The sequence below is a fragment of the Arthrobacter sp. zg-Y238 genome (genome assembly GCF_024385525.1).
Lineage (GTDB): Bacteria > Actinomycetota > Actinomycetes > Actinomycetales > Micrococcaceae > Arthrobacter_B > Arthrobacter_B jinronghuae.
In genome coordinates this window covers 90,528-116,900 of sequence record NZ_JANFLU010000001.1, presented here as the reverse complement: position 1 = coordinate 116,900, position 26,373 = coordinate 90,528, and the positions used below count along the sequence as shown (strand labels likewise).

Here is a 26,373-nt window from a genome sequence, read left to right as displayed (position 1 = left end):
AAAACGTGCTCGACGAAAACCTCAACACCTCCGGCTCGGCAGAGGGAACAGCAGCCGCTGCCCGACCGGCGCCGCGGGTACGCAAGCGGCTCCTTCCGACGCTGGGGGATGCCCGCAACAGCATCCGTGACACCCTGCGCGACGCCGGCCTGGCCCCGGGCGGAGACCATCCGCCGCTGATCCTGGTTGCCTGCAGCGGCGGCCCGGATTCCCTGGCCCTGGCGCTGGCCGCCTCGTTCTTCTCCCGGCGGGGGGACTACCGGGTGGGTGCCGTCGTCGTTGACCACTCCCTGCAGCCGGGCAGTGCCGACGTCGCAGCCGCCGCGCGGGACAAGCTGGAGGGGATGGGCCTGGACCCCGTCCTTGTACGGAAGGTGGAGGTGCCGGCCTCCGGCATGGGACCCGAAGCGGCCGCACGCACTGTCCGTTATGCGGCACTGGACGCCGCAGTCGAGGAACTGGACGCCGACGCCGTCCTGCTTGGCCATACCCTCGACGATCAGGCCGAGCAGGTGCTGCTGGGCCTGATGCGCGGTTCCGGCACCCGGTCCCTCGCCGGCATGCCCGCCGTTCGCGGAAAATACCTGCGGCCTTTCCTGGGCCTGCGCCGGGAACAGACGGTGGAAATCTGCGAGCATGCCGGGCTGGATCCCTGGCACGACCCCAGCAACCAGGATCCTGCGTATGCCCGGTCCCGGGTCCGTACCGAAGTGCTGCCGTTCCTGGAAGAAAAACTGGGCCCCGGCATCGCCGAAGCGCTGTTCCGTTCCTCACGTATCCTCTCCGCCGACGCCGACTATCTCGACGCCGTCGCGGCGCAGGCGTTTGCGGAGCTGCGCGCCTGGGTTCCGGCCGGCGACGCACCGGATTCCGAGGAGCTGCTGCTGCCCGAAGAGCAGCTGCGGAACCTTGCCCCCGCCGTCCGCCAGCGTGTACTGGCCCTCGCCGCGCTTGAACTCGGCGGTGCGCAGCCGAGCTATGAACGCCTGGCGGCGGTCCAGGCGCTGCTGCGGCGCACCGGGTCGGCGGGACCCGTCCAACTGGTGGGGAAAGTCAGCGTCTACCGCCAGCCGCGCGCCAAATCGGTTCACCACGGCGCCCCAAGCTATGGCAATCTTGTTTTTAGGAAAAAGAGCAGCACCTAACATCCAAGCTGCAACACTTCGCACCCGGGAGTCATTCGTGGATTCACACGACGTCCAGTCAGATCTCAAGCACGTTCTCTACACCAAGGAACAGATCCAAACCCGGATCAATGAACTGGCGGCCGAAATTGACCGCGACTATGCCGGCCGCGACGTACTGCTGGTCGGCGTCCTCAAGGGAGCCGTGATGGTGATGGCTGACCTCTCCCGCGCCCTGCACAGCCACGTCACGATGGACTGGATGGCAGTGTCCTCCTACGGCTCCGGCACACAGTCTTCCGGCGTCGTCCGTATCCTCAAGGACCTTGAGACGGACCTGCTGGGCAAGCATGTGCTGATTGTCGAGGACATTATCGACTCCGGCCTGACGCTCTCCTGGCTGCGCGCCAACCTCGAATCCCGCGGCCCGGCCAGCGTGGAAATCTGCACCCTGCTGCGCAAGCCGGATGCAGCCAAGGTGGAAATCGACGTTAAGTACGTCGGTTATGAAATCCCCAACGAGTTCGTGGTCGGTTTCGGCCTGGACTTTGCAGAGCGGTACCGCAACCTGGACTTCATCGGTACCCTCGCACCGCACGTTTACGAATAACGGTTCCGGCCCCGTTTCTCCCCGTCCCTGCGAAGGGGACAGTCACGGACGCAATGCTCTACGCCCTGAGGGAACTAATCCCCTCCCCGGACCGTGTTCTTCTGGGGGACGGTGTATAGCTAGTAGGTAAATTCCGCGCATACCAGCGTTGTTGACCAGGAGGGACGGGGCATTAGCCCTGACGTCGAATGAAATCCAAGAACTTCTTCAAGGGCCCGCTCATTTGGATCGCGCTGGCAGTGGCCGCTCTTTTGATCCTCGTGCCGAGCCTTAGTACCACCAGGGCAACGCAGGTGGACACCAAGGAAGGCATAGAGCTTCTCGAGCAGGACAAAGTCTCGCAGGCGAAGATCTATGACGGCGAACAGCGTGTCGACCTGACATTGAATGACAGCGGCGTTGATGACAAGGGCGTCACTGACGTCCAGTTCTACTTCAGCACTGCGCGCGGCGAGGAAATAGTCCAGGCGGTTAACAATTCCGGGGCAAACTACACGGACCAGCCGGTGCAGACCAACTGGTTCACCAGCTTCCTCGGATTGTTCCTGCCGTTCATCATCATCGGCCTGATTTTCTGGTTCCTGATGTCCCGCATGCAGGGCGGCGGCTCGCAGGTCATGAAGTTCGGCAAGTCCAAGGCCAAGCTGACCAACAAGGACATGCCCCAGGTGACCTTCGACGACGTCGCGGGCGCCGACGAAGCCGTCGAGGAACTGCACGAGATCAAGGAATTCCTGCAGGATCCGGGTAAGTTCCAGGCCGTGGGCGCAAAGATCCCCAAGGGTGTGCTGCTCTACGGCCCTCCCGGCACCGGTAAGACCCTGCTGGCCCGCGCCGTCGCCGGCGAGGCCGGTGTGCCGTTCTACTCGATCTCCGGCTCCGACTTCGTTGAAATGTTCGTGGGTGTGGGCGCCTCCCGCGTCCGTGACCTCTTCGAACAGGCCAAGTCCAATGCCCCGGCCATCATTTTCGTGGACGAAATCGACGCCGTCGGGCGCCACCGCGGCGCCGGCGTCGGCGGCGGAAACGACGAACGCGAGCAGACGCTGAACCAGCTGCTGGTGGAAATGGACGGCTTCGACGGCAACACCAACGTCATCCTGATCGCTGCCACCAACCGGCCCGACGTCCTGGACCCGGCACTGCTGCGCCCGGGCCGCTTCGACCGCCAGATCGGTGTCGAGGCCCCCGACATGCAGGGCCGCCTGCACATTCTGCAGGTCCATGCCAAGGGCAAGCCAATGGCTCCCGGCGTGGACCTCGAGACCGTGGCACGGAAGACTCCGGGCTTCACCGGTGCGGACCTGGCCAACGTCCTGAACGAAGCAGCACTGCTGACCGCCCGCTCCAACGCGGACCTTATTGACGACCGCGCACTGGACGAAGCGATTGACCGCGTGATTGCCGGCCCGCAGAAGCGCAGCCGCGTGATGAAGGAACTTGAACGCAAGATCACCGCCTACCACGAAGGCGGACACGCGCTGGTGGCTGCGGCCCTGCGGAACACGGACCCGGTCACCAAGGTGACCATCCTGCCGCGCGGCCGGGCACTCGGCTACACCATGGTCCTGCCGCAGGATGACAAGTACTCGGTGACACGCAACGAGCTCCTGGACCAGCTCGCCTACGCAATGGGTGGCCGCGTCGCGGAGGAAATTGTCTTCCACGACCCTTCCACGGGTGCCTCCAATGACATCGAAAAGGCCACTTCCACGGCCCGCAAGATGGTCACCCAGTACGGCATGAGCGAGCGAATCGGTTCGGTCAAGCTCGGCTCGGGCGGCGGCGAGCCGTTCCTGGGCCGGGACATGAGCCAGGAACGCAACTACTCCGACCAGGTGGCCTACGTGGTCGACGAGGAGGTCCGGCGCCTGCTGGACAACGCGCATGACGAGGCGTACCAGATCCTCACCGAGAACCGCGACGTCCTCGACCGGCTCGCGCTGGAGCTGCTGGAGCGGGAGACGCTGAACCAGGCGGAGATCGCCGAGGTCTTCTCGGATGTGCGCAAGCGCGATGTCCGGGAGGTCTGGCTGTCCAAGCCCACCCGCCCCGTACACAGCATGCCGCCGGTGGTCTCCCAGAAGGAACGGCGCCAGGCGAAGGAAATCGGTGCCCCGGATCCGGCCTCGGTTGCTCCCCAGGACCAGATTGCCGACGCCGACCTGCCGCAGGACTTCGATGTGTCCAGCAACGGCCTGCCCCAGGGCAGCGGGAACGGCAGCCATCCCGGCCGGAGCGGAAGCAACGGCAGCACGCCCCCCGAGGCGTAGGCCCGGGCGGCCCTGCGGGGCCGCCCGGCATCGCCGGGGAACGAAGTGCCGGCGCGATAGGATCGACCAGTGACGGATTTCGATGATGACCTACTGACCGCCGTAGCGGCAGCGGATTCCCCGGTGGATCGGCCAAGGATTGAACGCGCGGTCCGGGAGATCCTCCTCGCGATCGGGGAGGACCCGGACCGTGACGGTTTACGGGAAACCCCCAGCAGGGTGGCTAAGTCCTACACCGAGATTTTCGCCGGACTGCACCAGAGCCCCTCGGACCTGCTGGCCACCACGTTTGACCTGGACCATGAGGAAATGGTCCTGGTCAAGGACATTCCCTTTTATTCCACCTGCGAGCACCACCTGGTGCCCTTCCACGGCTCCGCGCACATCGGCTACATCCCCTCCCACGAGGGCAAAGTGACCGGACTGTCGAAGCTCGCCCGGCTGGTTGACATCTACGCCCGCCGGCCCCAGGTCCAGGAGCGGTTGACCACCCAGATCGTGGACGCACTGATGACCAATCTTTCCCCCCGCGGTGCCATAGTGGTTATTGAATGCGAGCACCTGTGCATGTCGATGCGCGGGGTACGCAAGCCAGGCGCCAAGACCGTGACCTCGGCGGTGCGCGGCCAGCTGCGCGAGACCGCGACCCGCGCAGAAGCAATGAGCCTGATACTAGGACGATAGGACCACCATGGATTCACTCGCTGCCGCACCCGGCACCGGCCCGGCAACCTCCCCGTTGCCCGTAGTGCGGCCCGCCCGCAAGGCGCGCAAGCTCTCCGACCTTCCCGCCGACCGCACCCTGGTCATGGGCGTCCTGAACGTCACCCCCGATTCCTTCAGTGACGGCGGGCAATTCGCCGATACTGACGCAGCCATCCGTGCGGGCCTGAAGATGCACTACGAAGGCGCAGACATCATCGACGTCGGCGGCGAATCCACCCGGCCTGACTCCGTGCGCATCTCCCCGGAGGAGGAGCAGGCACGGGTCTTGCCCGTGGTCGAGGCCATGGTCCGTGCAGGGGCACTCGTCAGCATCGACACCATGAATGCCGCCACGGCGGAAAAGGCGATTGAAGCCGGCGCCGCGATCATCAATGACGTGTCCGGCACCGAAACCGATCCTCAGATGCCCGGGCTTGTTGCGCGTACGGGGGTCTCCTACATCCTGATGCACAGCCGCGGCAATGTCCGCAGCAATGACCCCAACGCCAGCTACGCCGACGTCGTCGAAGAGGTGGCAGCGGAAATGCTGAAGGTCCGTGACCGGTTCTACGCCGCCGGTGCCGCCCCCGAACAGATCATCCTCGACCCCGGGCTGGGCTTCTCCAAGGACGGCGAACAGAACTGGGAGCTGCTGCGCGGAATCAGTCGTCTCAACGCCTTGGGCCACCGCGTGCTTATCGGTGCATCCCGCAAGCGTTTCCTCGGCTCGCTGCTCACCAGCTACGGGAAGGCGGCCCAGCCGCTGGAACGAGACAACGCCACGGTCGCGGTGTCCGCACTGGCGGCGTCCGCCGGCGCCTGGGCAGTGCGCGTGCACAACGTCCCGGCCAGCCTCGACGCCGTAAAAGTCGCCGCAGCCTGGAAAGGGTAGCCGGATGCTGAGCACGGGAGCTTCCGGACCGGCGCTGAGGGACCGGATCACCCTAAGCGGCATCACTGCCACCGGTTTCCACGGTGTCTTTCCCCACGAGCGGCGGGACGGGCAGCCCTTCGTTGTGGATCTGGTCCTGTTCACCGATCTGGGGCCGGCAGCGGCCACGGATGACCTGACGCTGACGGCGCATTACGGCGAGGTTGCCGAACGCGTGGTGCAGATCATCACCGGGGAACCGTTGAACCTGATCGAGGCGCTGGCGGCCCGGATTGCGGACGCCGTCCTTGCTTCCTTCTCCGTCCTTGCCGCAGTCGAGGTCACCGTGCATAAGCCGAAGGCACCGATCACGGTGCAGTTCGGCGATGTTGCGGTCACTATCCACCGGGAGCGCGCATGAGTGCCGTCCATTCCGTCCTTGCCCTCGGAAGCAACCTCGGGGAAAGCCGGGACACTCTCTCCGCAGCGGTAGCGGAGCTGGCCGACCATCCGCAGGTACGGCTGAGCGCCGTTTCCCCCGTAGTCCGCACACGTCCGGTCGGCGGCCCTGAACAGCCTGACTACCTCAACCTCGTGGTGGCGATCGAAACCGAACTCGAACCGCACGCCCTGCTGGCGCACTGCCAGGCCGTCGAGGCACGCCACCACCGGGAACGCATTGTCCGGTGGGGTCCGAGGACCCTCGACGTCGACATCATCACGTACGGGGACCTGCACCTGAATGATGAGGACCTCATCATTCCGCACCCCCGTGCAGCGACGAGGGCCTTCGTCCTGCAGCCCTGGGCCTGGATGGAACCCGACGCCCGGCTGGATTCGGTGCCCGTGGCCGAGTTGGCCGCCCGTGCCGAGGACCTTCCCGGACTCGAAGTCTTCGAAGGAGAATGAGCTCGTGAGCAGCATCCAATACCGGTGGCTGGCCGTCATCGGCCTCGTTGCCGGCGTTGTGGGCTGGGCCGCGAACTTCTTCCTGTCGGAAAACGGCTATCCAGCACCCGTGTTGAGCTCGGTGGCGCTGGTGGCCATCATCCTGGTGGCCGGTGCCACCCTCTTCCTCGGACTGCGGGTGCGCAGTTGGCGTAACGGCCGGCGGGACCGGAATCTGGATCCCCTTGCGGCCGCCCGTACGGTTGTCCTGGCGCAGGCACTCGCCTACGCCGGCGCCCTGCTGCTTGGCTGGCATGCCGCAATCTTCCTCACCCAGCTGCCCCTGTGGTCGCTGCGGCCGGGCCACGCGGGTACCTGGTCCGCCCTCGCGGTCAGCGTAGGCGGGATCCTGATGATTGCCACGGGGCTTACCGTAGAGCGGTTCTGTAAGCTGCCCCCTGTCGACAAGGACGGCACCGGGCCCGGCTCCGGAGGCGGAGCGGGGAACGGCACGGTGAACGGCAAGGGGGATGGTGCGGGGGATGGTGGAGAATATGCCTAGCGAGGCTATTGACCCCTCAGCGGTGCAGTGGCAGCGCGTCTCGCCGAAGTACCTGCGGCTGAGGCTGCTGAGCTGGGGCATTGAAACCGTGATCACGCTGGTCGTGACCGGCCTTCCGCTGGTGCTGCGCCTCACCGGGATCTGGCCCGGCTATCCGGCGTGGCTGGCGTGGGGGCTGCCCATCTTCTTTGCCGTAACCCTGCTGTGGCGCGGACTCCTGCTTCCCCGCCAGGTCCGTGCGATCGGTTACGCCGAGCGCAACGAGGACCTGCTGCTTCGCCGGGGCATCTTCTTCCAGCGCACCCTGGTGGTTCCCTACGGCCGGATGCAGTACGTGGACGTCGCAGTGGGACCCCTGGAACGGGCCTTCGGGCTGTGCACGCTGAAACTCCATACCGCCGCCCCGGGCACCAACGCCGGCATTGCCGGGCTGCCGACCGACGAGGGTGCCCGCCTGCGGGAGCACTTGTCCGCCCGCGGCGAAGCGCAGCTGGCCGGGCTGTGACCACCGGCGCCGCTCGCGTTCCGGGCGAGGATCCCGGAACCGCCGGCACAGATCCGGCAACCCGGACCGAACCCGAGTGGAAAAGGGTGCACCCGGTCTCCCCGCTGGTCCGCGGCTGGATAGCATTGGCCGCCCTCGCCTATTTCGTGGGCAGGGACCAGGTGGAGTCGTGGTTCTCCGGCGGCGGCATGGACCTGCCCGCAGGCAGGGCACTGTTCTGGACAGTCCTGGCGCTGGGGATCGCCCTGGTGGTTATTGCCGGCGCCTTCTTCCTGTCCTGGTGGTTTACGCGCTACCAGCTCACCCATGATCACATCCGGGTACGTTCGGGCGTGGTGGTGCGCCGCCAACGCCAGGCCCGGCTGGACCGGGTACAGGCCATCGACATTGTCCAGCCCTTGCTCGCACGGATTTTCGGGCTGGCCGAACTGCGTTTTGAGGTAGCCGACGCCGGTGAGTCCGCAGTGCGCCTGGCGTTCCTCCGCCTGCCGGACGCACAACAGCTTCGGGCACGGATCCTGAACGACGCCTCCGGTGCCGACGAAAAACAGTCCGACGGCGGCAGCGGCACCGGTGACGACGCAACGGTGCCTGGCGAACAGCAGGTGCTGGCTCTGTCGGCCGGACGCGTGATTGCCTCCGTATTGCTGTCCGGGACCACCGTCTTTTTGATACTGGCCGTCGCGGCAGTAATTGTCCTGACCGCCCTCACGGGAGAGGCCGCGTCCATCGCCGCCATGGTGCCCATCATTTTCGGTTTCGGCAGCGCGTACTGGGGCCTGTTCAGTTCGGGGTTCAACTTCCGCGCCTCCGTGTCACGGGAGGGCATCAGGATCCGCTCCGGACTGCTGGACACCCGCGCGCAGACCGTACCGCCCGGCCGGATCCAGGCCCTGGCCGTTCGGCAGCCGCCGCTTTGGCGGATCACTGGGTGGTATTCGATTTCAGTGAATGTCGCCGGGTACGGAGCGGGTTCCGACGGCGAATCATCGGCGCGTACCCGGCTGCTGCCCGCGGGTACCTCGGAGGAGGTCCTGCGGATGCTGGCCCTGGTTGTGCCCGATCCCGGAACCGAGGATCCGGTGGGGGTGTTCACCGCAGGCATGAACGGGACCGGCCCGGCAGCGGGCTTCACCGTCTCGCCGCGGCGTGCCCGCTGGCTGTCCCCGCTTTCCCGGCGGCGGAACGGCTACCTGGTCACGGAGACCGCCCTCCTGTCCCGGCACGGATTCCTGTGGCGGTCACTTCAGGTGGTTCCGCACAGCAGGACCCAGTCACTCGCCCTGGAACAGGGCCCGGTGGCCCGCCGCCTGCGCCTGGCGGACCTGGTCCTGCACTCCACGCCCGGACCGGTTTCCCCTCGAGTGGTGGAAATCGATGCGGACACCGCCCGGCAACTGCTCCACGAACAGGCGCAGCGTGCCCGGACCGCCCGCCGCCGGGACCTCCCGGAGCAGTGGCTGCGCGGCACCGGCCCTTCCCTGGCAAAGTCCGCACCTGCCGCCACGAACCCGGCCCCAGCCGCCCCGCCGCCCGGCTCTGCCATCCCGCCGCCCGGCTCTGCCAACCCGCCGCCCAGCTCTGCCAACCCGCCGCCCACCCCGGTTATGCCACCACCCGTCTCCAAGGAGGAGCCTCCCCATGAACACCGCTGATTCAGCCAGCGTCGAAGAACGCCGGCGCCGCGGCCGGCTGGGGGTCGGCGTCATCGGTGCAGGCCGCGTCGGTGCCGTCCTCGGTGCTGCCCTGCGCGCAGCCGAGCACGCCGTCGTCGGCGTTTCCGCGGTGTCCGACGCCAGCCGCGAACGGGCGGAAAACCTGCTTCCCGGAGTGCCGATCCTTGAGATTCCGGACATCGTGGAACGCTCGGAACTGGTCCTGCTCGCCGTTCCGGACGACGCCCTGGGTCCGCTGGTCTCCGGGCTGGCGAAAACCGGCGCCTGGCAGGCAGGGCAGTTGGTAGCCCACACCTCGGGGCGGTTCGGCACGGAAATCCTTGCCCCGGCCCGGGCAGCGGGCGCCATTCCCCTTGCACTGCACCCGGCCATGACCTTCACCGGGATGAGCCTGGACCTGACCCGGCTGGCGGACTGCTCCTTCGGCATCAGCGCCCCCGCCGCCGTCCTGCCGATCGCCCAGGCACTCGTGGTGGAGATGGGCGCCGAACCGGTGGTCATCGACGAAGCGGACCGGGTGCTCTACCACGCGGCCCTCGCCCACGCCTCCAACCACCTGGTCACCCTCGCCTCCCAGTCCACGCAGCTGCTGGCCGGCCTCGGCGTCGAACATCCGGACCGGCTCCTGGGGCCGCTCATGCGCGCGTCGCTGGAAAACGCGCTGGCCTCCGGCGAGGGGGCCCTCACCGGCCCGGTTGCCCGGGGCGACGTCGGCACCGTGTCCGCACATACCCGCGCCCTTGCCGAGGCAGGCACGGAGGACCTCCGCGCCGCCTACGCCGCGCTGTCCGCCGCAACCGCCTCCCGGGCCGTTGACCGCGGACTGCTCACTCCCCAGCAGGGCGAAGCCATCCTGGCCGCCCTTCGGGACCCGCAGGAACCCTGAACATCCGAACGCCCCCCCCATCGCACGAACCCCATAGAAGGACAGTTTTGAACACCCCCCGCCTCGTCACCACCGCTGCCGAACTGCGCTCCGCCACCGAGGAGCTGCTCGAAAAAGCGGCCGCAGCCAACCCCTCCCGCATTCCCTCCCTCGCACTGGTTCCCACCATGGGGGCCCTGCACGAAGGGCACGCCTCCCTGATGGGCGCCGCGCGGGCGGACAACGACGTCGTCACCGCCTCGGTGTTCGTCAATCCCCTCCAGTTCGACGACCCGGCGGACCTCCAGCGGTACCCCCGCACCCTCGATGCGGACCTGGAGCTCCTGGGCCGCGCCGGGGTGGACCTCGTTTTCGCCCCGTCCGAGGCCGAAATGTACCCCGGTGGAGCGCCGCTGGTCCGCGTGAGCGCCGGCACCATGGGTACCCGCTGGGAGGGTGCCGTCCGCCCGGGACACTTCGACGGCGTGCTGACCGTGGTTGCCAAGCTCTTCCACCTGGCAGCTCCGCGGGTACCGGCGCGCTTCCGGGCCTACTTCGGGCAGAAGGACGCCCAGCAGGTGGCCCTGATCCGGCGGATGGTCTCGGACCTCAACTTCGACGTGGAGGTCACCGGTGTGCCGATTGTCCGGGCGGCCGACGGCCTCGCCGAATCCAGCCGTAACCGCTTCCTCGACGCCGGCCAGCGGCAGGCGGCACTGGTGCTGTCCCGGGCGCTGAACCTGCTGAAGGAACGCGCTGCGGCGGGGCAGCCCCTGGGCCTGCCCGACGCCGTCGAGCTCGTCTCGTCGCAGCCCGGAGTGGAACTGGACTACTTCGAGGTGGTGGACCCGCAGACCCTTGAACCGCTCGCTGGAACTGCCGGCGAACCACTGGCCGGAACCGCGCTGGCGCTGCTGGCTGCACGGGTAGGCCCGGTCCGCCTGATCGACAACACCCTGCTGCCGTAGCCAAAGTACCTGTGCTCCGTGCATGCCCGGGGGCGGGTGCATGGAGCGCAGGAACCGGGAGCGGCGCTTTGCTCTGTAAACTTAATAACCGTGACCACATCTAACCCCGTTCCCGAAGCCGCAGACACCTCCGAACAGATGCGCATCCGTGCCGAGAAGCGTGCGCGGCTCATCGACCGGGGGGATGAGGCCTACCCGGTAGGGGTGGAACGCACCGCCTCCCTCAAGGAAGTACGCGAAAAGTTCGGCCACCTCGAGGCCGACGAAGCCAGCGGCGAGACCGTGGGCGTTACCGGCCGCGTGGTGTTCATCCGCAACACCGGAAAGCTCTGCTTCGCCACCCTGCAGGAAGGCAACGGAACCCGGCTGCAGGCCATGCTGAGCCTCGCCGTTGTCGGCGAGGAATCCCTGGCGGACTGGAAGTCGCTGGTGGACCTGGGCGACATCGTCTTTATCCGCGGAGAGGTTATCTCTTCCCGCCGCGGTGAACTCTCGGTGATGGCCCAGTCCTGGTCGATGGCCTCCAAGGCCCTGCGCCCGCTGCCGGTGCTGCACGCCGGACTGAGCGAGGAAACCCGCGTCCGCCAGCGCTACGTGGACCTGATGGTGCGCGACGAAGCGCGGGACATGGTCTACAAGCGCGCGGCAGTCATCCGCGGAGTCCGCGACACCCTGCACGGACACGGCTATGTGGAGGTGGAAACCCCCATGCTGCAGCTGGTGCACGGCGGTGCCGCTGCCCGGCCGTTCGAAACTCACCTGAACGCCTTCGACCAGAAGATGACCCTGCGCATCGCCACGGAGCTGTACCTCAAGCGTGCAGTGGTGGGCGGGATTGAGCGGGTGTTCGAAATCGGGCGCATTTTCCGCAACGAGGGCGTGGACTCCACGCATTCCCCCGAATTCACCACGCTGGAATGCTACGAGGCCTACGCGGACCAGTTTGTGATGGCCGAGCGGATGAAGGAAATCATCCTGCACTGCGCGGACCTCATGGGCAGCCGGAAGATCGAAACTGCTGCCGGCACCATTGACCTGGACGGCGAGTGGCGCTGGCTGAGCGTCTACCCAGGCCTGTCCGAAGCAGTGGGCATGCAGATCACCCCGGATACCGACGCCGCCGTGCTCCGCGATGTTGCGGAAAAGCACGGCGTGAAGGTGGATCCGAAGTGGGACGCGGAAAAGCTGGTTATTGAACTATTCGGCGAAATTGTTGAGCCGACGCTGCTGCAGCCGACCTTCGTGTACGACTACCCGCCCTCGGCGCAGCCGCTCGCCCGTCCGAACCGCGAGGATCCCCGCCTGATCGAGGCCTGGGACCTCATCATCGGCGGCATGGAACGCGGTACGGCATTCTCGGAACTGATTGACCCGGTTATCCAGCGTGAACGCCTCACCGAGCAGTCCCTGCTGGCGGCCGGCGGCGATGACGAGGCCATGGCCCTGGACGAAGACTTCCTGCGGGCACTGGAATATGGTGCCCCTCCGATGGGCGGGATCGGCCTTGGAATTGACCGCCTTGTGATGCTTTTCACGAATACCGGAATCAGGGAAACAATTCTGTTCCCCCTCCTTAAGCCGGAATTGGGTTAGCCATGGAATATGTAGAAGTCCTCCTGCCGTCAATTTGTGTTGCAGCTCTCTTTTATTTCGTGATGCGGGCCCTGCTTAACTCGGACCGGTCGGAGCGGCAGGCCCTTGCCGAGGCAGAACGGGAAGCTGACCAGAGTGTAGACCATGAAGCTTTGGAAAAACCGAGTGAAGAAGAGAATAAATAGCCAAGTACTTTGACGGGGCTTTACCAATTGCGTCATACTCTAAGTGGTCTCATAATTAGTCTTCCCATTTTTAGCTGCTTAGGAGCCTGTCATGGCGCAAAAGGTAAAAATCATTCTCGTGGATGACGTCGACGGTGGAAGTGCGGATGAGACCGTACGGTTTGCCTTGGACGGGTCACAGTACGAGATTGATCTGTCGAAAGACAATGCGAAAACTCTCCGCGATGCATTGAAGCCGTACGTGGATGCCGGCCGTAAGGTCGGAGGCCGCACCGGGCGTCCGCGCGGCACCGGCGCAGCCCGCAGCAACGAGGCTGCACAGATCCGCGAATGGGCCCGCAAGAACGGCTACACCGTTTCCGAGCGCGGCCGCGTAAACAGCGAGATCATCGACGCCTACCGGGCCGCGCAGAGCTAGGCATACCGCCCGCCTCTCACGCCGACGGCGAACAAGCTCCTTAAGCACCCCTGGGGCACGTAGCATCGAATTACGCGTTAGCTAGGAGTGTGCCTCATGTTTGAAAGATTTACCGACCGTGCCCGTCGCGTTGTCGTGCTTGCCCAAGAAGAGGCCCGCATGCTCAACCACAACTACATCGGCACCGAGCATATTTTGCTTGGGCTCATTCATGAGGGTGAAGGTGTCGCTGCTAAGGCCCTTGAATCCCTGGGCATCTCGCTTGGTGCTGTCCGCGAGCAGGTGCAGGAGATCATCGGTCAGGGCCAGCAGGCCCCGACCGGCCACATCCCCTTCACCCCCCGCGCCAAGAAGGTGCTGGAGCTTTCGCTTCGTGAAGCCCTGCAGCTCGGCCATAACTACATCGGCACCGAACACATCCTGCTCGGCCTGATCCGTGAAGGTGAAGGCGTAGCCGCGCAGGTGCTGGTCAAGCTTGGTGCTGACCTGAACCGCGTCCGCCAGCAGGTCATCCAGTTGCTTTCCGGCTACCAGGGCAAAGAGCCCGTCTCCACCGGTGGCCAGCAGCAGGAAGGCCAGCCCGCCGGATCGGTGGTGCTGGACCAGTTCGGCCGCAACCTCACACAGGCCGCGCGTGAATCCAAGCTTGACCCGGTAATCGGGCGCGAGCATGAAATGGAACGCGTGATGCAGGTGCTTTCACGCAGGACCAAGAACAACCCTGTCCTGATCGGCGAGCCCGGCGTCGGCAAGACCGCCGTCGTAGAGGGGCTGGCCCAGGCGATCGTGCGCGGCGACGTGCCCGAGACCCTGAAGGACAAGCAGCTTTACACCTTGGACCTCGGTTCGTTGGTTGCTGGTTCGCGCTACCGCGGTGACTTTGAGGAACGCCTGAAGAAGGTCCTCAAGGAAATCCGCACCCGCGGCGACATCATCCTGTTCATCGACGAGATCCACACCCTCGTGGGTGCGGGTGCCGCCGAAGGCGCCATTGATGCGGCATCGATCCTGAAGCCGATGCTGGCCCGGGGCGAGCTGCAGACCATTGGTGCCACCACTCTGGACGAGTACCGCAAGCACATCGAGAAGGATGCCGCGCTGGAGCGCCGCTTCCAGCCGATCCAGGTTGCCGAGCCCTCGGTGGCACATGCCATCGAGATCCTCAAGGGCCTGCGTGACCGCTACGAAGCGCACCACCGCGTTTCCATCACCGATGCCGCACTGGCCTCCGCAGCTACGCTGGCCGAGCGGTACATCAGCGACCGGTTCCTGCCGGACAAGGCAATCGACCTGATTGACGAGGCCGGCGCCCGCCTGCGGATCCGCCGGATGACGGCCCCGCCGGAGCTGAAGGAAATCGACGAGCGGATTTCGGCGCTGAAGATGGAGAAGGAGTCGGCAATCGACTCCCAGGACTTCGAAGGTGCCGCCTCCCTGCGTGACAAGGAGCAGAAGCTCCAGGATCAGCGCGCGGAGAAGGAACGCCAGTGGAAGTCCGGAGGCCTGGATGACATTGCCGAGGTGGATGAGGAACTCATCGCCGAGGTGCTTGCCAACTCCACCGGCATCCCCGTGGTCAAGCTGAACGAGGAAGAATCCACCCGCCTGCTGCGGATGGAAGACGAACTGCACAAGCGCGTCATCGGCCAGGACCAGGCCATCAAGTCCATCTCGCAGGCCATGCGCCGTACGCGGGCCGGACTGAAGGACCCGAAGCGTCCGGGCGGTTCGTTCATCTTCGCCGGCCCCACCGGCGTCGGTAAGACCGAGCTCGCCAAGGCCCTTGCGGAGTTCCTGTTCGGTGACGAGGACGCCCTCATCACCCTGGACATGTCCGAGTACGCCGAGAAGCACACGGTCTCGCGCCTGTTTGGTGCTCCTCCCGGATACGTGGGCTACGAAGAAGGCGGGCAGCTGACCGAAAAGGTCCGTCGCCGTCCGTTCTCCGTGGTGCTGTTCGACGAAGTGGAGAAGGCCCACTCGGACCTCTTCAACTCGCTGCTGCAGATCCTGGAAGACGGTCGCCTGACCGACGCCCAGGGCCGCATGGTGGACTTCAAGAACACCATCATCATCATGACGACCAACCTTGGTACCAAGGACATCTCCAAGGGCGTTATGACCGGCTTCCAGTCCGGCACGGACACCAAGACCGGTTACGACCGGATGCGGGCACGGGTTACGGAAGAGCTGCGCCAGCACTTCCGCCCCGAGTTCCTCAACCGTGTTGATGACACGGTGGTCTTCCCGCAGCTGACCCAGGAAGAGATTGTCCAGATTGTGGACCTGTTCCTGAACCGTCTGAGCCAGCGCCTGGCCGAGAAGGGCATGACCATCGAGCTCACCCCGGCCGCCAAGGTGCTGCTGGCAACGCGCGGCTACGATCCCGCAATGGGTGCCCGGCCGCTGCGCCGGACCATCCAGCGCGAAATCGAGGACCAGCTCTCCGAGAAGATCCTCTTCGGGGAACTCAAGCCCGGCGAGGCCATCTCGGTGGACGTCGAGGGCGAAGGCGACGAAGCGAAGTTCACATTCGTCGGCAGCGGTGTTCCGAAGGCGATTGAGGAAGCTACCTCGGCAATCGAAGCCGGCGTCAGCGACTAACAGCCGCTCAGTACAACCAATGCACGGGTAAAGGACCCGGCGGGCAGACAGCCCGCCGGGTCCTTTCGCGTTAAGGGGCGGCCGTGAAGCGTCGAACGGAGAAACGAAGTTTGGGTGCGGCCGCCCCGACGGTCCTAGACTGGGCCGGTGACTTCCGTACCCGCCATCACCATCCGCCGCGCACGCACTTCCGATGTTCCCCGCATCCGCGCCCTCGTTGCGCCGCTGGCTGAGGAGCGGATCCTGGTGGCCAAGGAGGCGGTGGCCTACTACGAGGCGCTGCAGGAATTCCGGGTTGCGGAGGACGCCGACGGGCGGATTGTGGGCTGCGGTGCACTGCACGTGATGTGGGAAGACCTTGCGGAAGTACGCACCCTGGCCGCTGATCCTGCACTGCGGGGCAGTGGAATCGGCCATCTCCTGCTGGAACAGCTTCTCGCTGATGCGGTGGAAATAGGTGTGCGGCGGGTTTTCTGCCTGACCTTTGAAGTGGAGTTTTTCCGCCGGCATGGATTCGCCGTCATGGCCAATCAATCAGCCGTGGATCCGGAGGTTTATTCCGAACTGCTGCGTTCCTCCGATGAGGGCGTTGCCGAGTTCCTGGACCTCGCCCGGGTAAAGCCGAACACCCTGGGAAACACCCGGATGATCCGCTCGTTCTAATCCGGCGGCCGTCCCGGGGCGCGTTCGCAGAGAGAGTAACCGGGAGGGCCGTGCTGGCCTTTTGTCTTCAAAGCTGGATAAGCTCAGGATACTTAGCATCATCAAGGGTCCCGACGGAACGCATCAGTAAACAGTTGCCTAAGCAGCAGCAGTTTCGCGTTTGCACGGGCCACGATCAGAAAGCGGGTTCAGCAATGGGCGCAGATGACAAGATGCAGAACAAGGCCGAAAATCTTGGCGGCAAGGTCAAGGAAGGCGTAGGCAAGGCCACCGGCAATGAGCGCATGGAGGCCGAAGGCCACGGCGACCAGGCCAAGTCGAGCCTGAAGGACGCCGGAGAGAACGTCAAGGACGCTTTCAAGGGCAAGTAAGGCTTTATTAAAGAAGCGGGAGGGGTTCGCCCCTCCCGCTTTTTCATGCCCGGGCGGCTTTTCGATCTAAGGCGCTGTCGGTGCAGCTGGCACGCCGGCACTCTGTTGCACTGCCTGCTGCGCGGGTAGGGTCGTTTGGGGAGAGGGAGCCTTGGCGTGCTCGCGGGGCTCGGCAGTCCGACCGCTAAGGAGCCCGGCGTCATGAAGAAACTCATCAACAATCCCCGCTCGGTGGTGGCCGAATCACTCGAAGGATTCGGGTTGGCCCACCATGACCTGGTCCAGATCCATTTGGACCCGGACTACGTCCTCCGGCGCGACGTTCCGGTACAGGGCAAGGTAGGCCTGGTCTCCGGCGGCGGCAGCGGCCACGAGCCCCTGCACAGCGGCTATGTGGGGCAGGGCATGCTCACGGCCGCGGTTCCCGGAGCCGTGTTCACGTCGCCTACCCCGGACCAGATATTGCCGGCCATCGTGAAGAGCGACTCGGGCTCCGGCGTCCTGCTCGTGGTGAAGAACTACACCGGCGACATCCTGAACTTCGAGACGGCCGCCGAACTTGCCGGCGTCGAAGGCATCGACATCCGCACAGTCGTGGTGAACGACGACGTCGCGGTGGAAGACTCGACCTACACAGCAGGAAGGCGCGGCGTGGCCGGGACCGTGCTGCTGGAGCGGATTGCCGGCGGCGCCGCGGACCGCGGGGATGACCTTGCCAAGGTGGCGGAGATCGCCGAGCGCGTCAATGCGAACGTCCGGTCCATGGGCGTTGCCCTGGCACCCTGTACGGTGCCGCATGCCGGTGAGCCCAGCTTCACCCTGGCAGAAGACGAGATTGAAATGGGTGTGGGGATCCACGGCGAGCCCGGCCGGCACCGGGTGCCAATGACGACGGCGGATTCCATTACGGACCAGTTGATGGAACCGGTGCTCAGCGATCTCGGGGTCGCCTCCGGAGACCGGGTGCTGCTCTTCGTGAACGGCATGGGCGGCACTCCGCTGAGCGAGTTGTACATTGTGTACCGTCGGGCGGCCCAAATCCTGGCAGACCGAGGTGCCCGGGTGGAGCGTTCCCTGGTGGGCAATTACATCACCGCCCTGGAGATGGAAGGGGCATCAGTGACCGTCCTGCGGCTGGATGATGAACTTACGGACCTCTGGGACTCGCCGGTCAACACACCGGCCCTGCGGTGGGGAGTATAGGCATGGAACTGGATGCAGCCTGGGCAGATCGGTGGATGCGCCTCAGCGCCGCTGCCCTGAGCGGGAACCGCCAGCGGCTGACCACCCTGGACCGGGAGATCGGCGACGCCGACCACGGGGAGAACATGGAACGCGGATTCAGCGCGGTGGTGGAGAAACTGGACGCCGACGGCGTGCCGGAGACACCCGGAGCGGTATTCAAAACGGTCGCCATGACCCTCATGTCGAAGGTGGGCGGCGCCGCCGGGCCGCTGTACGGAACGGCATTCCTGCGTGCCTCCACCGCGGCGGGCAGCGCCTCCGCCCTCGGACCGGCCGAGCTGGTCGCCGTGCTGACGGCCGCCCGGGACGGAATAGTTGCCCGCGGCAAGGCCGAACCCGGGGACAAGACCATGATCGATGCCTGGACTCCCGCAGTGGATGCCGCTGTCACGGCGGAGGCGGCGGGTTCAGGTCCGGTGGAGATCCTGACGGCGGCCGCGAACGCAGCCGACGCCGGACTGGCCGGCACTGAGCCGCTTGTCGCCCGCAAGGGCCGGGCCAGCTACCTGGGGGAGCGCAGCGCGGGGCACCTCGATCCCGGGGCCGCATCCACGGCGCTGATCCTGCAGGCGGCGGTTTCGGCGGCGGAGACGGCAGCGTGAGCGTCGGCCTGGTGGTAGTTTCGCACAGCCGGAAGCTGGCCGAGGGCGTCTGCGAGCTGGCGGCTCAGATGGCCGCAGACGTTCGGATAGTTCCGGCAGGGGGAACTGACGACGACGGCATCGGCACCAGCCTGGAAAAAATCATGGCCGGTATTGCTGCCACGGACTCCGGCGAGGGCACGGTCCTGCTGACGGACCTTGGCTCCGCAGTGATGACGGCGGAATCGGCGCTGGAATTCCTCGAACCCGAGCAGCAGCAGCGGGTGCTCATGGCCGATGCGCCGTTGGTCGAGGGCACGGTGGCCGCAGCCGTAGCGGCACAGACCGGAAGGAACGTTGCCGAGGTTTCGGCCGCCGCGGAGTCGGCGGGGGCGTCCTACACTCCGGATAGTGCAGCACCCGGCGAAGCCGCCGGAGGCCCGCCTGCCTCCGGGGAGCCGGCGCCCGATGCTGCGGACTCCGCCAGCGGCGCGTGGACCCTGATAAACCCGATGGGCCTGCACGCCCGTCCGGCCTCAGTCGTGGCGCAGGCACTGGCGGACCTGGACGCAGAGATCACCATCAACGGCGTGGACGGCAAATCGGTCATGATGCTTATGACGCTGGGCCTGCGGCCCGGCGAAACGCTCAGTGTCACCGCCACCGGACCAGACGCGGCCAGGGCGGTGGAACTCGTGGCCGAGCAGGTGCGGAACGGGTTCGGAGAAATCTGAGCCTGCGCCCGTCAAAGCGGCAGCGACACTCCGTTGGCGTCTTCTGCCGCCAGCCTGTCCGCGATCAGGCCGGCCAAAGCGCGCTCCATTTGTTCCTGCGGTGCCTGAAGCCGGTGCAGGGTGCCCAGCGGATCCAGTTCGGCGGCCAGCCCCGGGCCGGCCAGATCCACCGGCGCATGGAGCAGCAGTTCCCGGCGGACCGGACCTTCCGCGGAGCGCAGCACCGCCATCATGGCCCCGCGGACCTGGCGGTCCGTTCCGGCCCAGGCCTGGCCCTTCGCCGTGTAATGGGGTTCCGGCCTGCCCGCTGCCACCCAGGCGCAGCGGTCCACTATCGGACACTCCTGGCATCGAGGGCTGCGGGCGGTGCAGACCAGTGCGCCGAGTTCCATGACAGAGGCATTCCAGGCCACGGAGTCACTGGTGTCGAGGGGCAGCAGGGAAGCGGCCAGCCGCATCTCGGCAGCGGTAAGGGACGGTGAGGGCAAGGCGTTCCCGGTTACTGCCCGGGCATGCACCCGGCGGATATTGGTGTCCACCACTGTTTCCCGCCGTCCGAACGCAAACGCAGCGACTGCGGCGGCGGTGTAGTCACCCACTCCCGGCAACCGCAGCAGCTCCGGATAGGTGGACGGCACCTCGCCGCCGAACTCCTCGACAATGGCCTTCGCTGCCGCATGCAGCCGCAGGGCCCGCCGGGGATAGCCCAGCCTGCCCCAGGCCCGGACGGCTTCCCCGCTGGGCTCCGAAGCCAATCCGGCCGGCGTCGGCCATCGCTGCAGCCATTCAGTCCAGACAGGCAGCACCCGTGCCACCGGCGTCTGCTGGAGCATGATTTCGCTGACCAGGACACCCCAGGGCGTGCGCTCGGCGTCCCGCCAGGGCAGCTCGCGGGCATTGCCGGCGAACCACCCGGTAATCCGGCGGTGCAGGTCTTCCACCTGTGAATCCATGCTGCACTCCCTTGCATATGACCAGCAATACTCTACTAACCGGCGTGGTGCGGCCCGTAATCGCGGTCCTCATCTCTAGCCTTGAACCATGGATGGGATGGGAAGACAGCAGCCGGCCGGACCACGCCCCGGCCCGCGCCGTCCGAGCCCCGCCGTCTACCGCCGGCGGCGGCTGGTTGCAGGCGTCCTCGCGGTGCTGCTCCTGGTGGGACTCGGTTTCGGGGTCGCCGCCGTGATTGGTGCTTTGACACCGGAGAAACAGACCGTAGCCGACGCCACCGTCCCGTCTCCCGTACTTACTGCCCCGGCTGCCACGCCTGCGGCTGCGACGAAAACGCCGAAGGCTCCGAAACCCGCGGCGACCCCGTCGGAATCCGCCTGCCCCGCAGAGTCCGTGTTGGTTACCGCCGCCACCGATGCCCAGGTCTACCCGGCCGGTGCGGCGCCGGTCCTGGCGCTGACGGTCACAAACACCGGGGAATCCGCCTGCGAGATCAACGTGGGAACTTCGCAGATGGAGTTTTCGGTAGCCAGCGGCTCCGACCGGATCTTCTCCTCCACCGACTGCCAGGACGGCGGCGAGGACTACCTCAAGACGGTGGAGCCGGGCGCCTCGGAGACGGCCAACTTCACCTGGGACCGGAACCGGTCGGCCCCGGGCTGCGCCGCCGTGGCGTCCAACCCGAACCCCGGCTACTACGTGTTCACCGCCAGGCTCGGCGAAGTCACCAGCGAAACGGCTGTTTTCGAACTGGAATAGGCCTACATAAACCGGTCGAGGAGGCTGGTCTCCGCGATCCGGGAGAGACCTTCACGGACGGTCCGGGCGCGCTGCTCGCCGATGCCGTCGACGGTCATCAGGTCATCGATGTTCGCAGCCATCAGGTTCTGCAGGCCGCCGAAGTGGTCCACCAACCGGTTGGATACTGCTGGCGGAACCGACTTGATATTGCTCAGGAGCCGGTAGCCGCGCGGCTGCACCACGGCTTCGAGTGAATCCTGGCCCGGCTGGAAGCCGACCACCGAGGCAATCTTGCCCAGGTCCACCATTTCGGACGAGCTCATGTTCTGCAGCGTGGAGATCTGTTCCTCGATGTTGCGCTTTCCGTCATTCAGGTCCGCATAGTCGCGCAGGATCATTTCGCTGCCCGGGCCGAGGCCGGTGGTCAGTTCCTCCAGCTGGAGGGACAGCAGGCGGCCGTCGACCCCGAGTTCGAGGACGTACTGCGAGATTTCCTCGGAAATGCGGCGGACCATTTCCTGGCGCTGCAGCGTGACCGCTACGTCGCGGACCGTCACCATCGCCTCGATTTCCAATGCGGAGAGGGAGTTGGTGACCTGGTCCAGCCGGGCGCGGTAGCGCTCGAGGGTCGCCAGTGCCTGATTGGCACGTGCCAGCACCGGCTCGGATCCTTCCAGCACGTGGCGGAGTCCGCCTACGTAGAGCTGGATGATCCGCATGGACTGGCTGACCGAAATCACGGGGAAGCCGGTCTGGATGGCCACGCGTTCGGCGGTCCTGTGCCGGGTGCCGGATTCATGCGTTTCGATGGTGTGGTCGGGGACCAGCTGCACCGCCGCGCGCAGGATGTTCCTGGCGTCGCGGTCGCAGACGATCGCGCCGTCCATTTTGGCCAGCTCCCGGAGTCTGGTGGGGGAGAAGTCGATGCCGATATCGAACCCGCCGGAGCAGATGCTGTCCACCGCACGGTCAAAGCCGAGGACGATCAGGGCGCCGGTGCGGCCCCGCAGAATACGCTCGAGTCCGTCGCGGAGCTCGGTCCCGGGTGCGACCCGCGCCAGGGTTGCTTTAAGCGCGTCTTCGGGACTGCGGGCCATGGTCACTTCCTTCCGGCCCGGGGGCCTGGGCGATCTGGGCTGAGGCTTGCCCGTCCCTATACTAGTGGGAGATCGCGGCAGACCATCCAACTCGTGAACCACGGCACGTCCCCGCCCGAGCCCGGCATGTAACCCGCTTCGGACAGCTTCGGTGATGCCGCTCACCGCCGGCTGCCCGGGGCTTCGGAAACGGCAGTGCTAGAAGAGCAGTTCCAGTGCCTCGGCCAACGTGGAGACTTCCCGGACCTTGAAGCCGGAGGGGACGTTCCCCGGTCCGTTCGGGGAAGCCGGAACGACGGCGTGGGTGAAGCCGAGGCGTTCGGCCTCGTTGATCCGCCGCGCAATACCGGGTACCGGACGCACTTCCCCGGCCAGTCCAACCTCACCGAAAGCAATGAGCTGCGCCGGCAGCGGTTTGTTCATCTTCGCCGACGCCACAGCCAGTGCCACCGCCAGGTCCGTGGCCGGCTCGCCCAGTTTTACGCCGCCTACGGTGGAGACGTAACTGTCATCCTTGGCCAGGCTCATGGAGGCCCGCTGCTGCAGGACCGCCAGCAGCATGGCTACCCGGGAGGCGTCAACGCCGCTGGTGGCACGGCGGGCCTGGGCATTTCCGGTTTCAGCGACCAAGGACTGGACCTCGGCGACCAACGGCCGCTTGCCCTCCAGCGTCACGGTGATGCAGGTGCCCGAGACCGGGTCCTTGGTGCGTGAAACGAACAGCCCGCTGGGATCTGCGAGGCCTTCGATGCCGTCTTCGGTCAGGTCGAAGCAGCCTACCTCGTCCGTGGGTCCGTAGCGGTTCTTGACCGCACGCAGCAGCCGCAGCCTCGAGTGCCTGTCGCCGTCGAACTGGCACACCACGTCCACCAGGTGCTCCAGCAGCCGGGGGCCGGCGATGGAACCGTCCTTGGTGACGTGGCCGACCAGCAGGGTGGTCATGTTCCGGGTCTTCGCGGCATTGATCAAAGACGCGGCCACCTCGCGGACCTGGCTGACGCCGCCGGCGCTGCCGTCCACGGCGGTACTGCTCAGGGTCTGGACGGAGTCGACAATGAGCAGCCCGGGGGAGACCTGCTCCACCTGGCCCAGGGCCTGGCTGAGGTCCGTTTCTGCACTGAGATAGAGGTTCTCCGACACGGCGCCGATGCGCTCGGCGCGCAGTTTAACCTGCGCCGTGGATTCCTCCCCGGTGACGTACAGGACGTCGCGGCCCAGGCCGGCGACGCGGGCGGCGACGTCGAGGAGCAGGGTGGACTTACCCACTCCGGGCTCACCGGCCAGCAGGATGACCGCACCGGGCACCAGTCCTCCACCCAGGACGCGGTCCAGTTCACCTACCCCGGTGGCCTGGTACGCGGCGGTGGTCGCGTCGACCTCGCCGATCCGCAGGGCCGGACGGGCAACCACGGCGGCGGCGGTGGTCCGGGCCAGGACTTCGCCGGATTCCTCCACCGTTCCCCAGGCCTGGCACTCGCCGCAGCGTCCAACCCATTTGGCCGTGGTCCAGCCGCATTCCGAGCAGCGGAAGTTGGCGGTCTTGGGCCGTGCAGTCTTTGTTGCCATGGAATCAGGCTATCCCGCGGCACTGACACTTTTTTCCGCGGGGCTCAGACCTCCGAGAGGTAGGTAACCGCCTCTTCGTGGGTGACTCCGGTGGATTCCAGCAGGTCCACCACGAGGGGGCGGAAGAGCATGATGAGCGCGTCGCCCTGCAGGTCCGTGATTCCCAGTGATTTCGGGTGCAGGCGGGTCCCCACCGCCGCCAGCTCGTTGCGGGCCTGGCGAAGGTGTCGGAGCCGGGCGTCCGGGCCCTCACCGCCGCCCAGCGCGCGGGCCAGGACGTCCACGGCATCGGCGGTCTCGTTCAGCACTTCCGACACGTTCTCGATGGCCTCGTCATCCAGCGATGCATGGTTAATGACCGACGTCGTGCGGCGGGCGAAAACCCGGCTGTTGCGGACCGCCAGGTCCAGATAGCCGATGGAGCCGCGCAGATCGCCCAGTTCCGCCAGGTACCGCCGGTAGGCGGGCGAAATCCGGGCGACTTCCCGTGCGTCCCGGACGCTGCGGGCCAGGGTGTCCAGCTGGGGCTGTGTGTTGCGGGCCCGGACCAGGGCATGCCATGCAATGGTGGAATCGCTCTTGGCGATGGCTTCGGAACACTGCCGCAGCACGGCAGACAGTTCGTGCAGGAGCTCGCGGATGTTGGACTTCGGTTCCCGGCGCGGATCCCGCGGCGCCAGCATGGTCACCACCAGGGCAAAAACACCGCCGACTATGGCGTCCACGCTGCGGGTAAAGACACCGCCGTCCGGGGCTGGCAGGAGTACCACCAGCAGGGACTGCAGCCCCAGCTGAGTGGTGAAAATGACGCCTCGGTCCAAAAAGCGGGCCAGCATCACGGAGAAAAAGAGGACGACGGCGGCCTGGGCCAGGCCGTTGCCCAGCAGAGTGAGCAGGATTTCACCGATGGTGATGCCCAGTGTGCAGCCGATTCCCACCTCCAGCACCCGGCGGGTCCGCGGTTCCCGGGAGAACCCCAGCGATATCAGGGCGGCCGTCGCGGCGAACAGCGGGCCCTCGTGTCCGAGCACGTACTCGGCGAAGGCATACGCCCCGACGGCGCAGATGGTCATTTGCAGGGCCGGAACCACGGAATTGCGGCTGCGCTGCAGCCCTACGCGGGCCCGGTTTAGCAGGAAACCCCGGCTTTTGGCGAAGGAGCTGCGTTGGGGCATGGAACCAGTCTAGGGGGAGCTGAGGGCAACCTGTATCCGGCGTTACATTCGGCGGCAAGCGGATGTTCCGCCGCCGCCCGGCGGGCGTTAACTTTCCGTTCACCTTGGTTCGCCACCCTAGGACAGGAACGTGTTGGAGGTTCCACGTGCTCGACTGCTTTCCGCAATCAGCTTCCCGGCGCACCAGTGCCGAACAAACCCCTTGAAAGGGATCCGATGGTGAAGGTTTCGAATTTCGGCCGCACTGCATCCGTTTTAACCGTTTCCGCTGCCGTTGCCCTGGGCCTCGCGGCCTGCGGCACCGACAGTGCGGCGCCGGCCCCGGCCGGTACCGGTGCGGAAAGCTCCGTCACCGGCACGCTTTCCGGTGCCGGCGCGTCCTCCCAGGACGCGGCCATGCAGGCTTGGATTGCGGGCTTCGGCGCCGCCAATCCGCAGGCATCCGTGCAGTATTCACCGGACGGCTCGGGCGCCGGCAGGGAAGCGCTGCTGGCCGGGGGTGTCCAGTTTGCCGGGTCCGATGCCTACCTTGATGAAGAAGAAAGCGTTGCGGCCGCGGAGGTCTGCGGTCCCGACGGCGCCATCCACGTTCCCGTCTACATCTCGCCGATCGCCGTGGCCTTCAATCTTCCCGGCATAACGGACCTGAACCTCGACGCAGCCACCATTGCAGCGATCTTCCGCGGCGAGGTCACCACCTGGAATGACCCGGCCATCACCGCGCAGAACGAAGCAGCGGAGTTGCCGGACACTGCCATCACGGCGGTGCACCGCGGTGACGAATCCGGCACCACCAAGAACTTCACCGAGTACCTGGCCGAAGCAGCACCCGAAAAGTGGACGGATAAGGCATCAGGTGAATGGCCGGCCGGGCTGCCGAACGGGGAAAGCGCCTCCGGCACCGGTGGCGTCATTTCCACTGTGGCCTCCACCGAGGGCGGCATCACCTATGCCGACGCGTCGGCGGCCGGGTCCCTGGGCGAGGTCAGCGTCTTGGTGGGCGATACCTACGTACCGTTCAGTGCCGACGCCGCCGCACTCGCCGTCGAATCGTCCACAGCAGTGACAGGGGAGGGTCGTCCGGAAGCGGATATGGCCATGGACCTGGACCGTGACACGGCGGAGTCGGGTGCCTATCCCGTGGTGCTGGTGAGTTACCACGTGTTCTGCACCAGCTACGAGGACCAGCAGACCGTGGACCTGGTCCGTGCCTTCGGCAACTACGTAGTCAGCGACGAAGGCCAGGCTGCCGCGTCCGACGCCGCGGGCAGCGCGCCGCTCTCCGAGAGCCTCCGGAGCCGGGCCCAAGCGGCACTGGAAACCATCCAGGTGCGTTCCTAGCCCGGCCACTATCCTGTCCTCCCCGGCTCCCTGCAGGGGAGGACAGGGGTCCGCTCCA

At 66.2% G+C, this 26,373-nt stretch carries 27 protein-coding genes; 23 read left to right on the top strand and 4 right to left on the bottom strand.

The genetic code is table 11. From position 1 onward, the window contains the following. Window positions 1–5: 5 nt before the first annotated feature. The 21 genes from tilS (at window position 6) to dhaM (ending at window position 19,441) form a co-directional block, all read left to right on the top strand. On the top strand, window positions 6–1,145 hold the full coding sequence (tilS, locus tag NNX38_RS00645) for a tRNA lysidine(34) synthetase TilS (RefSeq protein ID WP_370646344.1): 1,140 nt from the start codon (window positions 6–8) through the stop codon (window positions 1,143–1,145). Between the two features lie 37 nt (window positions 1,146–1,182). Continuing rightward, on the top strand, window positions 1,183–1,734 hold the full coding sequence (gene hpt / locus NNX38_RS00640) for a hypoxanthine phosphoribosyltransferase (protein ID WP_227920598.1): 552 nt from the start codon (window positions 1,183–1,185) through the stop codon (window positions 1,732–1,734). 188 nt (window positions 1,735–1,922) lie between these two features. Beyond that, window positions 1,923–4,007 (top strand): ATP-dependent zinc metalloprotease FtsH, encoded by a 2,085-nt coding sequence (ftsH, locus tag NNX38_RS00635; RefSeq protein ID WP_255796250.1) that lies wholly within the window; start codon window positions 1,923–1,925, stop codon window positions 4,005–4,007. 69 nt (window positions 4,008–4,076) lie between these two features. After that, window positions 4,077–4,691 carry a GTP cyclohydrolase I FolE gene (gene folE, locus NNX38_RS00630; protein WP_255796249.1) on the top strand — a complete coding sequence of 205 codons (615 nt, stop codon included), beginning with the start codon at window positions 4,077–4,079 and terminating at the stop codon, window positions 4,689–4,691. 7 nt (window positions 4,692–4,698) lie between these two features. Further along, window positions 4,699–5,604 carry a dihydropteroate synthase gene (folP, locus tag NNX38_RS00625; protein ID WP_255796248.1) on the top strand — a complete coding sequence of 302 codons (906 nt, stop codon included), beginning with the start codon at window positions 4,699–4,701 and terminating at the stop codon, window positions 5,602–5,604. 4 nt (window positions 5,605–5,608) lie between these two features. Then, window positions 5,609–6,004, top strand: a complete 396-nt coding sequence (gene folB, locus NNX38_RS00620) for a dihydroneopterin aldolase (protein WP_255796247.1) — start codon at window positions 5,609–5,611, stop codon at window positions 6,002–6,004. After that, window positions 6,001–6,492 carry a 2-amino-4-hydroxy-6-hydroxymethyldihydropteridine diphosphokinase gene (gene folK / locus NNX38_RS00615; RefSeq protein ID WP_255796246.1) on the top strand — a complete coding sequence of 164 codons (492 nt, stop codon included), beginning with the start codon at window positions 6,001–6,003 and terminating at the stop codon, window positions 6,490–6,492. The genes folB and folK overlap by 4 nt, the downstream gene beginning before the upstream one ends. A 4-nt stretch (window positions 6,493–6,496) precedes the next feature. Then, entirely contained in the window at window positions 6,497–7,033 is a 537-nt protein-coding gene (locus tag NNX38_RS00610; protein WP_255796245.1) for a DUF3180 domain-containing protein, read from the top strand. After that, window positions 7,026–7,538 (top strand): PH domain-containing protein, encoded by a 513-nt coding sequence (locus NNX38_RS00605; RefSeq protein ID WP_229951393.1) that lies wholly within the window; start codon window positions 7,026–7,028, stop codon window positions 7,536–7,538. Before NNX38_RS00610 ends, NNX38_RS00605 begins: the two co-directional genes overlap by 8 nt. Further along, window positions 7,535–9,193 carry a PH domain-containing protein gene (locus NNX38_RS00600; RefSeq protein ID WP_255796244.1) on the top strand — a complete coding sequence of 553 codons (1,659 nt, stop codon included), beginning with the start codon at window positions 7,535–7,537 and terminating at the stop codon, window positions 9,191–9,193. The genes NNX38_RS00605 and NNX38_RS00600 overlap by 4 nt, the downstream gene beginning before the upstream one ends. Continuing rightward, window positions 9,180–10,100 carry a Rossmann-like and DUF2520 domain-containing protein gene (locus NNX38_RS00595; protein ID WP_255796243.1) on the top strand — a complete coding sequence of 307 codons (921 nt, stop codon included), beginning with the start codon at window positions 9,180–9,182 and terminating at the stop codon, window positions 10,098–10,100. Before NNX38_RS00600 ends, NNX38_RS00595 begins: the two co-directional genes overlap by 14 nt. A gap of 47 nt (window positions 10,101–10,147) precedes the next feature. Next, window positions 10,148–11,047 (top strand): pantoate--beta-alanine ligase, encoded by a 900-nt coding sequence (gene panC / locus NNX38_RS00590; protein ID WP_255796242.1) that lies wholly within the window; start codon window positions 10,148–10,150, stop codon window positions 11,045–11,047. 138 nt (window positions 11,048–11,185) lie between these two features. Next, complete coding sequence (gene lysS / locus NNX38_RS00585) at window positions 11,186–12,640, top strand: lysine--tRNA ligase (RefSeq protein WP_255796738.1); 1,455 nt, start codon at window positions 11,186–11,188, stop codon at window positions 12,638–12,640. 2 nt (window positions 12,641–12,642) lie between these two features. Then, window positions 12,643–12,825, top strand: a complete 183-nt coding sequence (locus tag NNX38_RS00580) for a hypothetical protein (protein WP_255796241.1) — start codon at window positions 12,643–12,645, stop codon at window positions 12,823–12,825. Window positions 12,826–12,916: 91 nt separating this feature from the next. After that, window positions 12,917–13,243, top strand: coding sequence for an Lsr2 family protein (locus NNX38_RS00575; RefSeq protein WP_255796240.1), 327 nt, complete (start codon window positions 12,917–12,919; stop codon window positions 13,241–13,243). A gap of 96 nt (window positions 13,244–13,339) precedes the next feature. Continuing rightward, window positions 13,340–15,847 (top strand): ATP-dependent Clp protease ATP-binding subunit, encoded by a 2,508-nt coding sequence (locus NNX38_RS00570; protein WP_255796239.1) that lies wholly within the window; start codon window positions 13,340–13,342, stop codon window positions 15,845–15,847. Window positions 15,848–15,994: 147 nt separating this feature from the next. Then, window positions 15,995–16,510: an amino-acid N-acetyltransferase gene (locus NNX38_RS00565; protein ID WP_255796238.1), complete on the top strand. Its 516-nt coding sequence runs from the start codon at window positions 15,995–15,997 to the stop codon at window positions 16,508–16,510. Between the two features lie 194 nt (window positions 16,511–16,704). Then, window positions 16,705–16,881: a CsbD family protein gene (locus tag NNX38_RS00560; RefSeq protein ID WP_227920630.1), complete on the top strand. Its 177-nt coding sequence runs from the start codon at window positions 16,705–16,707 to the stop codon at window positions 16,879–16,881. Between the two features lie 201 nt (window positions 16,882–17,082). Continuing rightward, on the top strand, window positions 17,083–18,084 hold the full coding sequence (dhaK, locus tag NNX38_RS00555; protein WP_255796237.1) for a dihydroxyacetone kinase subunit DhaK: 1,002 nt from the start codon (window positions 17,083–17,085) through the stop codon (window positions 18,082–18,084). Between the two features lie 2 nt (window positions 18,085–18,086). After that, entirely contained in the window at window positions 18,087–18,728 is a 642-nt protein-coding gene (gene dhaL / locus NNX38_RS00550) for a dihydroxyacetone kinase subunit DhaL (RefSeq protein ID WP_255796236.1), read from the top strand. Further along, the gene (dhaM, locus tag NNX38_RS00545) at window positions 18,725–19,441 is read left to right on the top strand and encodes a dihydroxyacetone kinase phosphoryl donor subunit DhaM (protein WP_255796235.1); all 717 of its coding nucleotides are present in this window, start codon (window positions 18,725–18,727) and stop codon (window positions 19,439–19,441) included. Before dhaL ends, dhaM begins: the two co-directional genes overlap by 4 nt. A gap of 11 nt (window positions 19,442–19,452) precedes the next feature. Here dhaM and NNX38_RS00540 read toward each other — a convergent pair whose 3' ends face one another. Next, window positions 19,453–20,394: an A/G-specific adenine glycosylase gene (locus NNX38_RS00540; protein ID WP_255796234.1), complete on the bottom strand. Its 942-nt coding sequence runs from the start codon at window positions 20,392–20,394 to the stop codon at window positions 19,453–19,455. 88 nt (window positions 20,395–20,482) lie between these two features. Between NNX38_RS00540 and NNX38_RS00535 the strand changes: the two genes are divergently transcribed. Next, on the top strand, window positions 20,483–21,154 hold the full coding sequence (locus tag NNX38_RS00535; protein ID WP_255796233.1) for a hypothetical protein: 672 nt from the start codon (window positions 20,483–20,485) through the stop codon (window positions 21,152–21,154). 2 nt (window positions 21,155–21,156) lie between these two features. Here the strand turns inward: NNX38_RS00535 and disA are convergent, their stop codons facing one another. The 3 genes from disA to NNX38_RS00520 form a co-directional block, all read right to left on the bottom strand. Further along, the gene (gene disA, locus NNX38_RS00530; RefSeq protein ID WP_255796232.1) at window positions 21,157–22,233 is read right to left on the bottom strand and encodes a DNA integrity scanning diadenylate cyclase DisA; all 1,077 of its coding nucleotides are present in this window, start codon (window positions 22,231–22,233) and stop codon (window positions 21,157–21,159) included. 198 nt (window positions 22,234–22,431) lie between these two features. After that, complete coding sequence (radA, locus tag NNX38_RS00525) at window positions 22,432–23,799, bottom strand: DNA repair protein RadA (protein WP_227920644.1); 1,368 nt, start codon at window positions 23,797–23,799, stop codon at window positions 22,432–22,434. A gap of 44 nt (window positions 23,800–23,843) precedes the next feature. Further along, on the bottom strand, window positions 23,844–24,974 hold the full coding sequence (locus NNX38_RS00520) for an aromatic acid exporter family protein (protein ID WP_255796231.1): 1,131 nt from the start codon (window positions 24,972–24,974) through the stop codon (window positions 23,844–23,846). Window positions 24,975–25,193: 219 nt separating this feature from the next. On the opposite strand from NNX38_RS00520, the gene pstS reads away from it, so the two are divergent. Beyond that, window positions 25,194–26,315, top strand: a complete 1,122-nt coding sequence (pstS, locus tag NNX38_RS00515) for a phosphate ABC transporter substrate-binding protein PstS (protein ID WP_255796230.1) — start codon at window positions 25,194–25,196, stop codon at window positions 26,313–26,315. Window positions 26,316–26,373 lie beyond the last annotated feature (58 nt).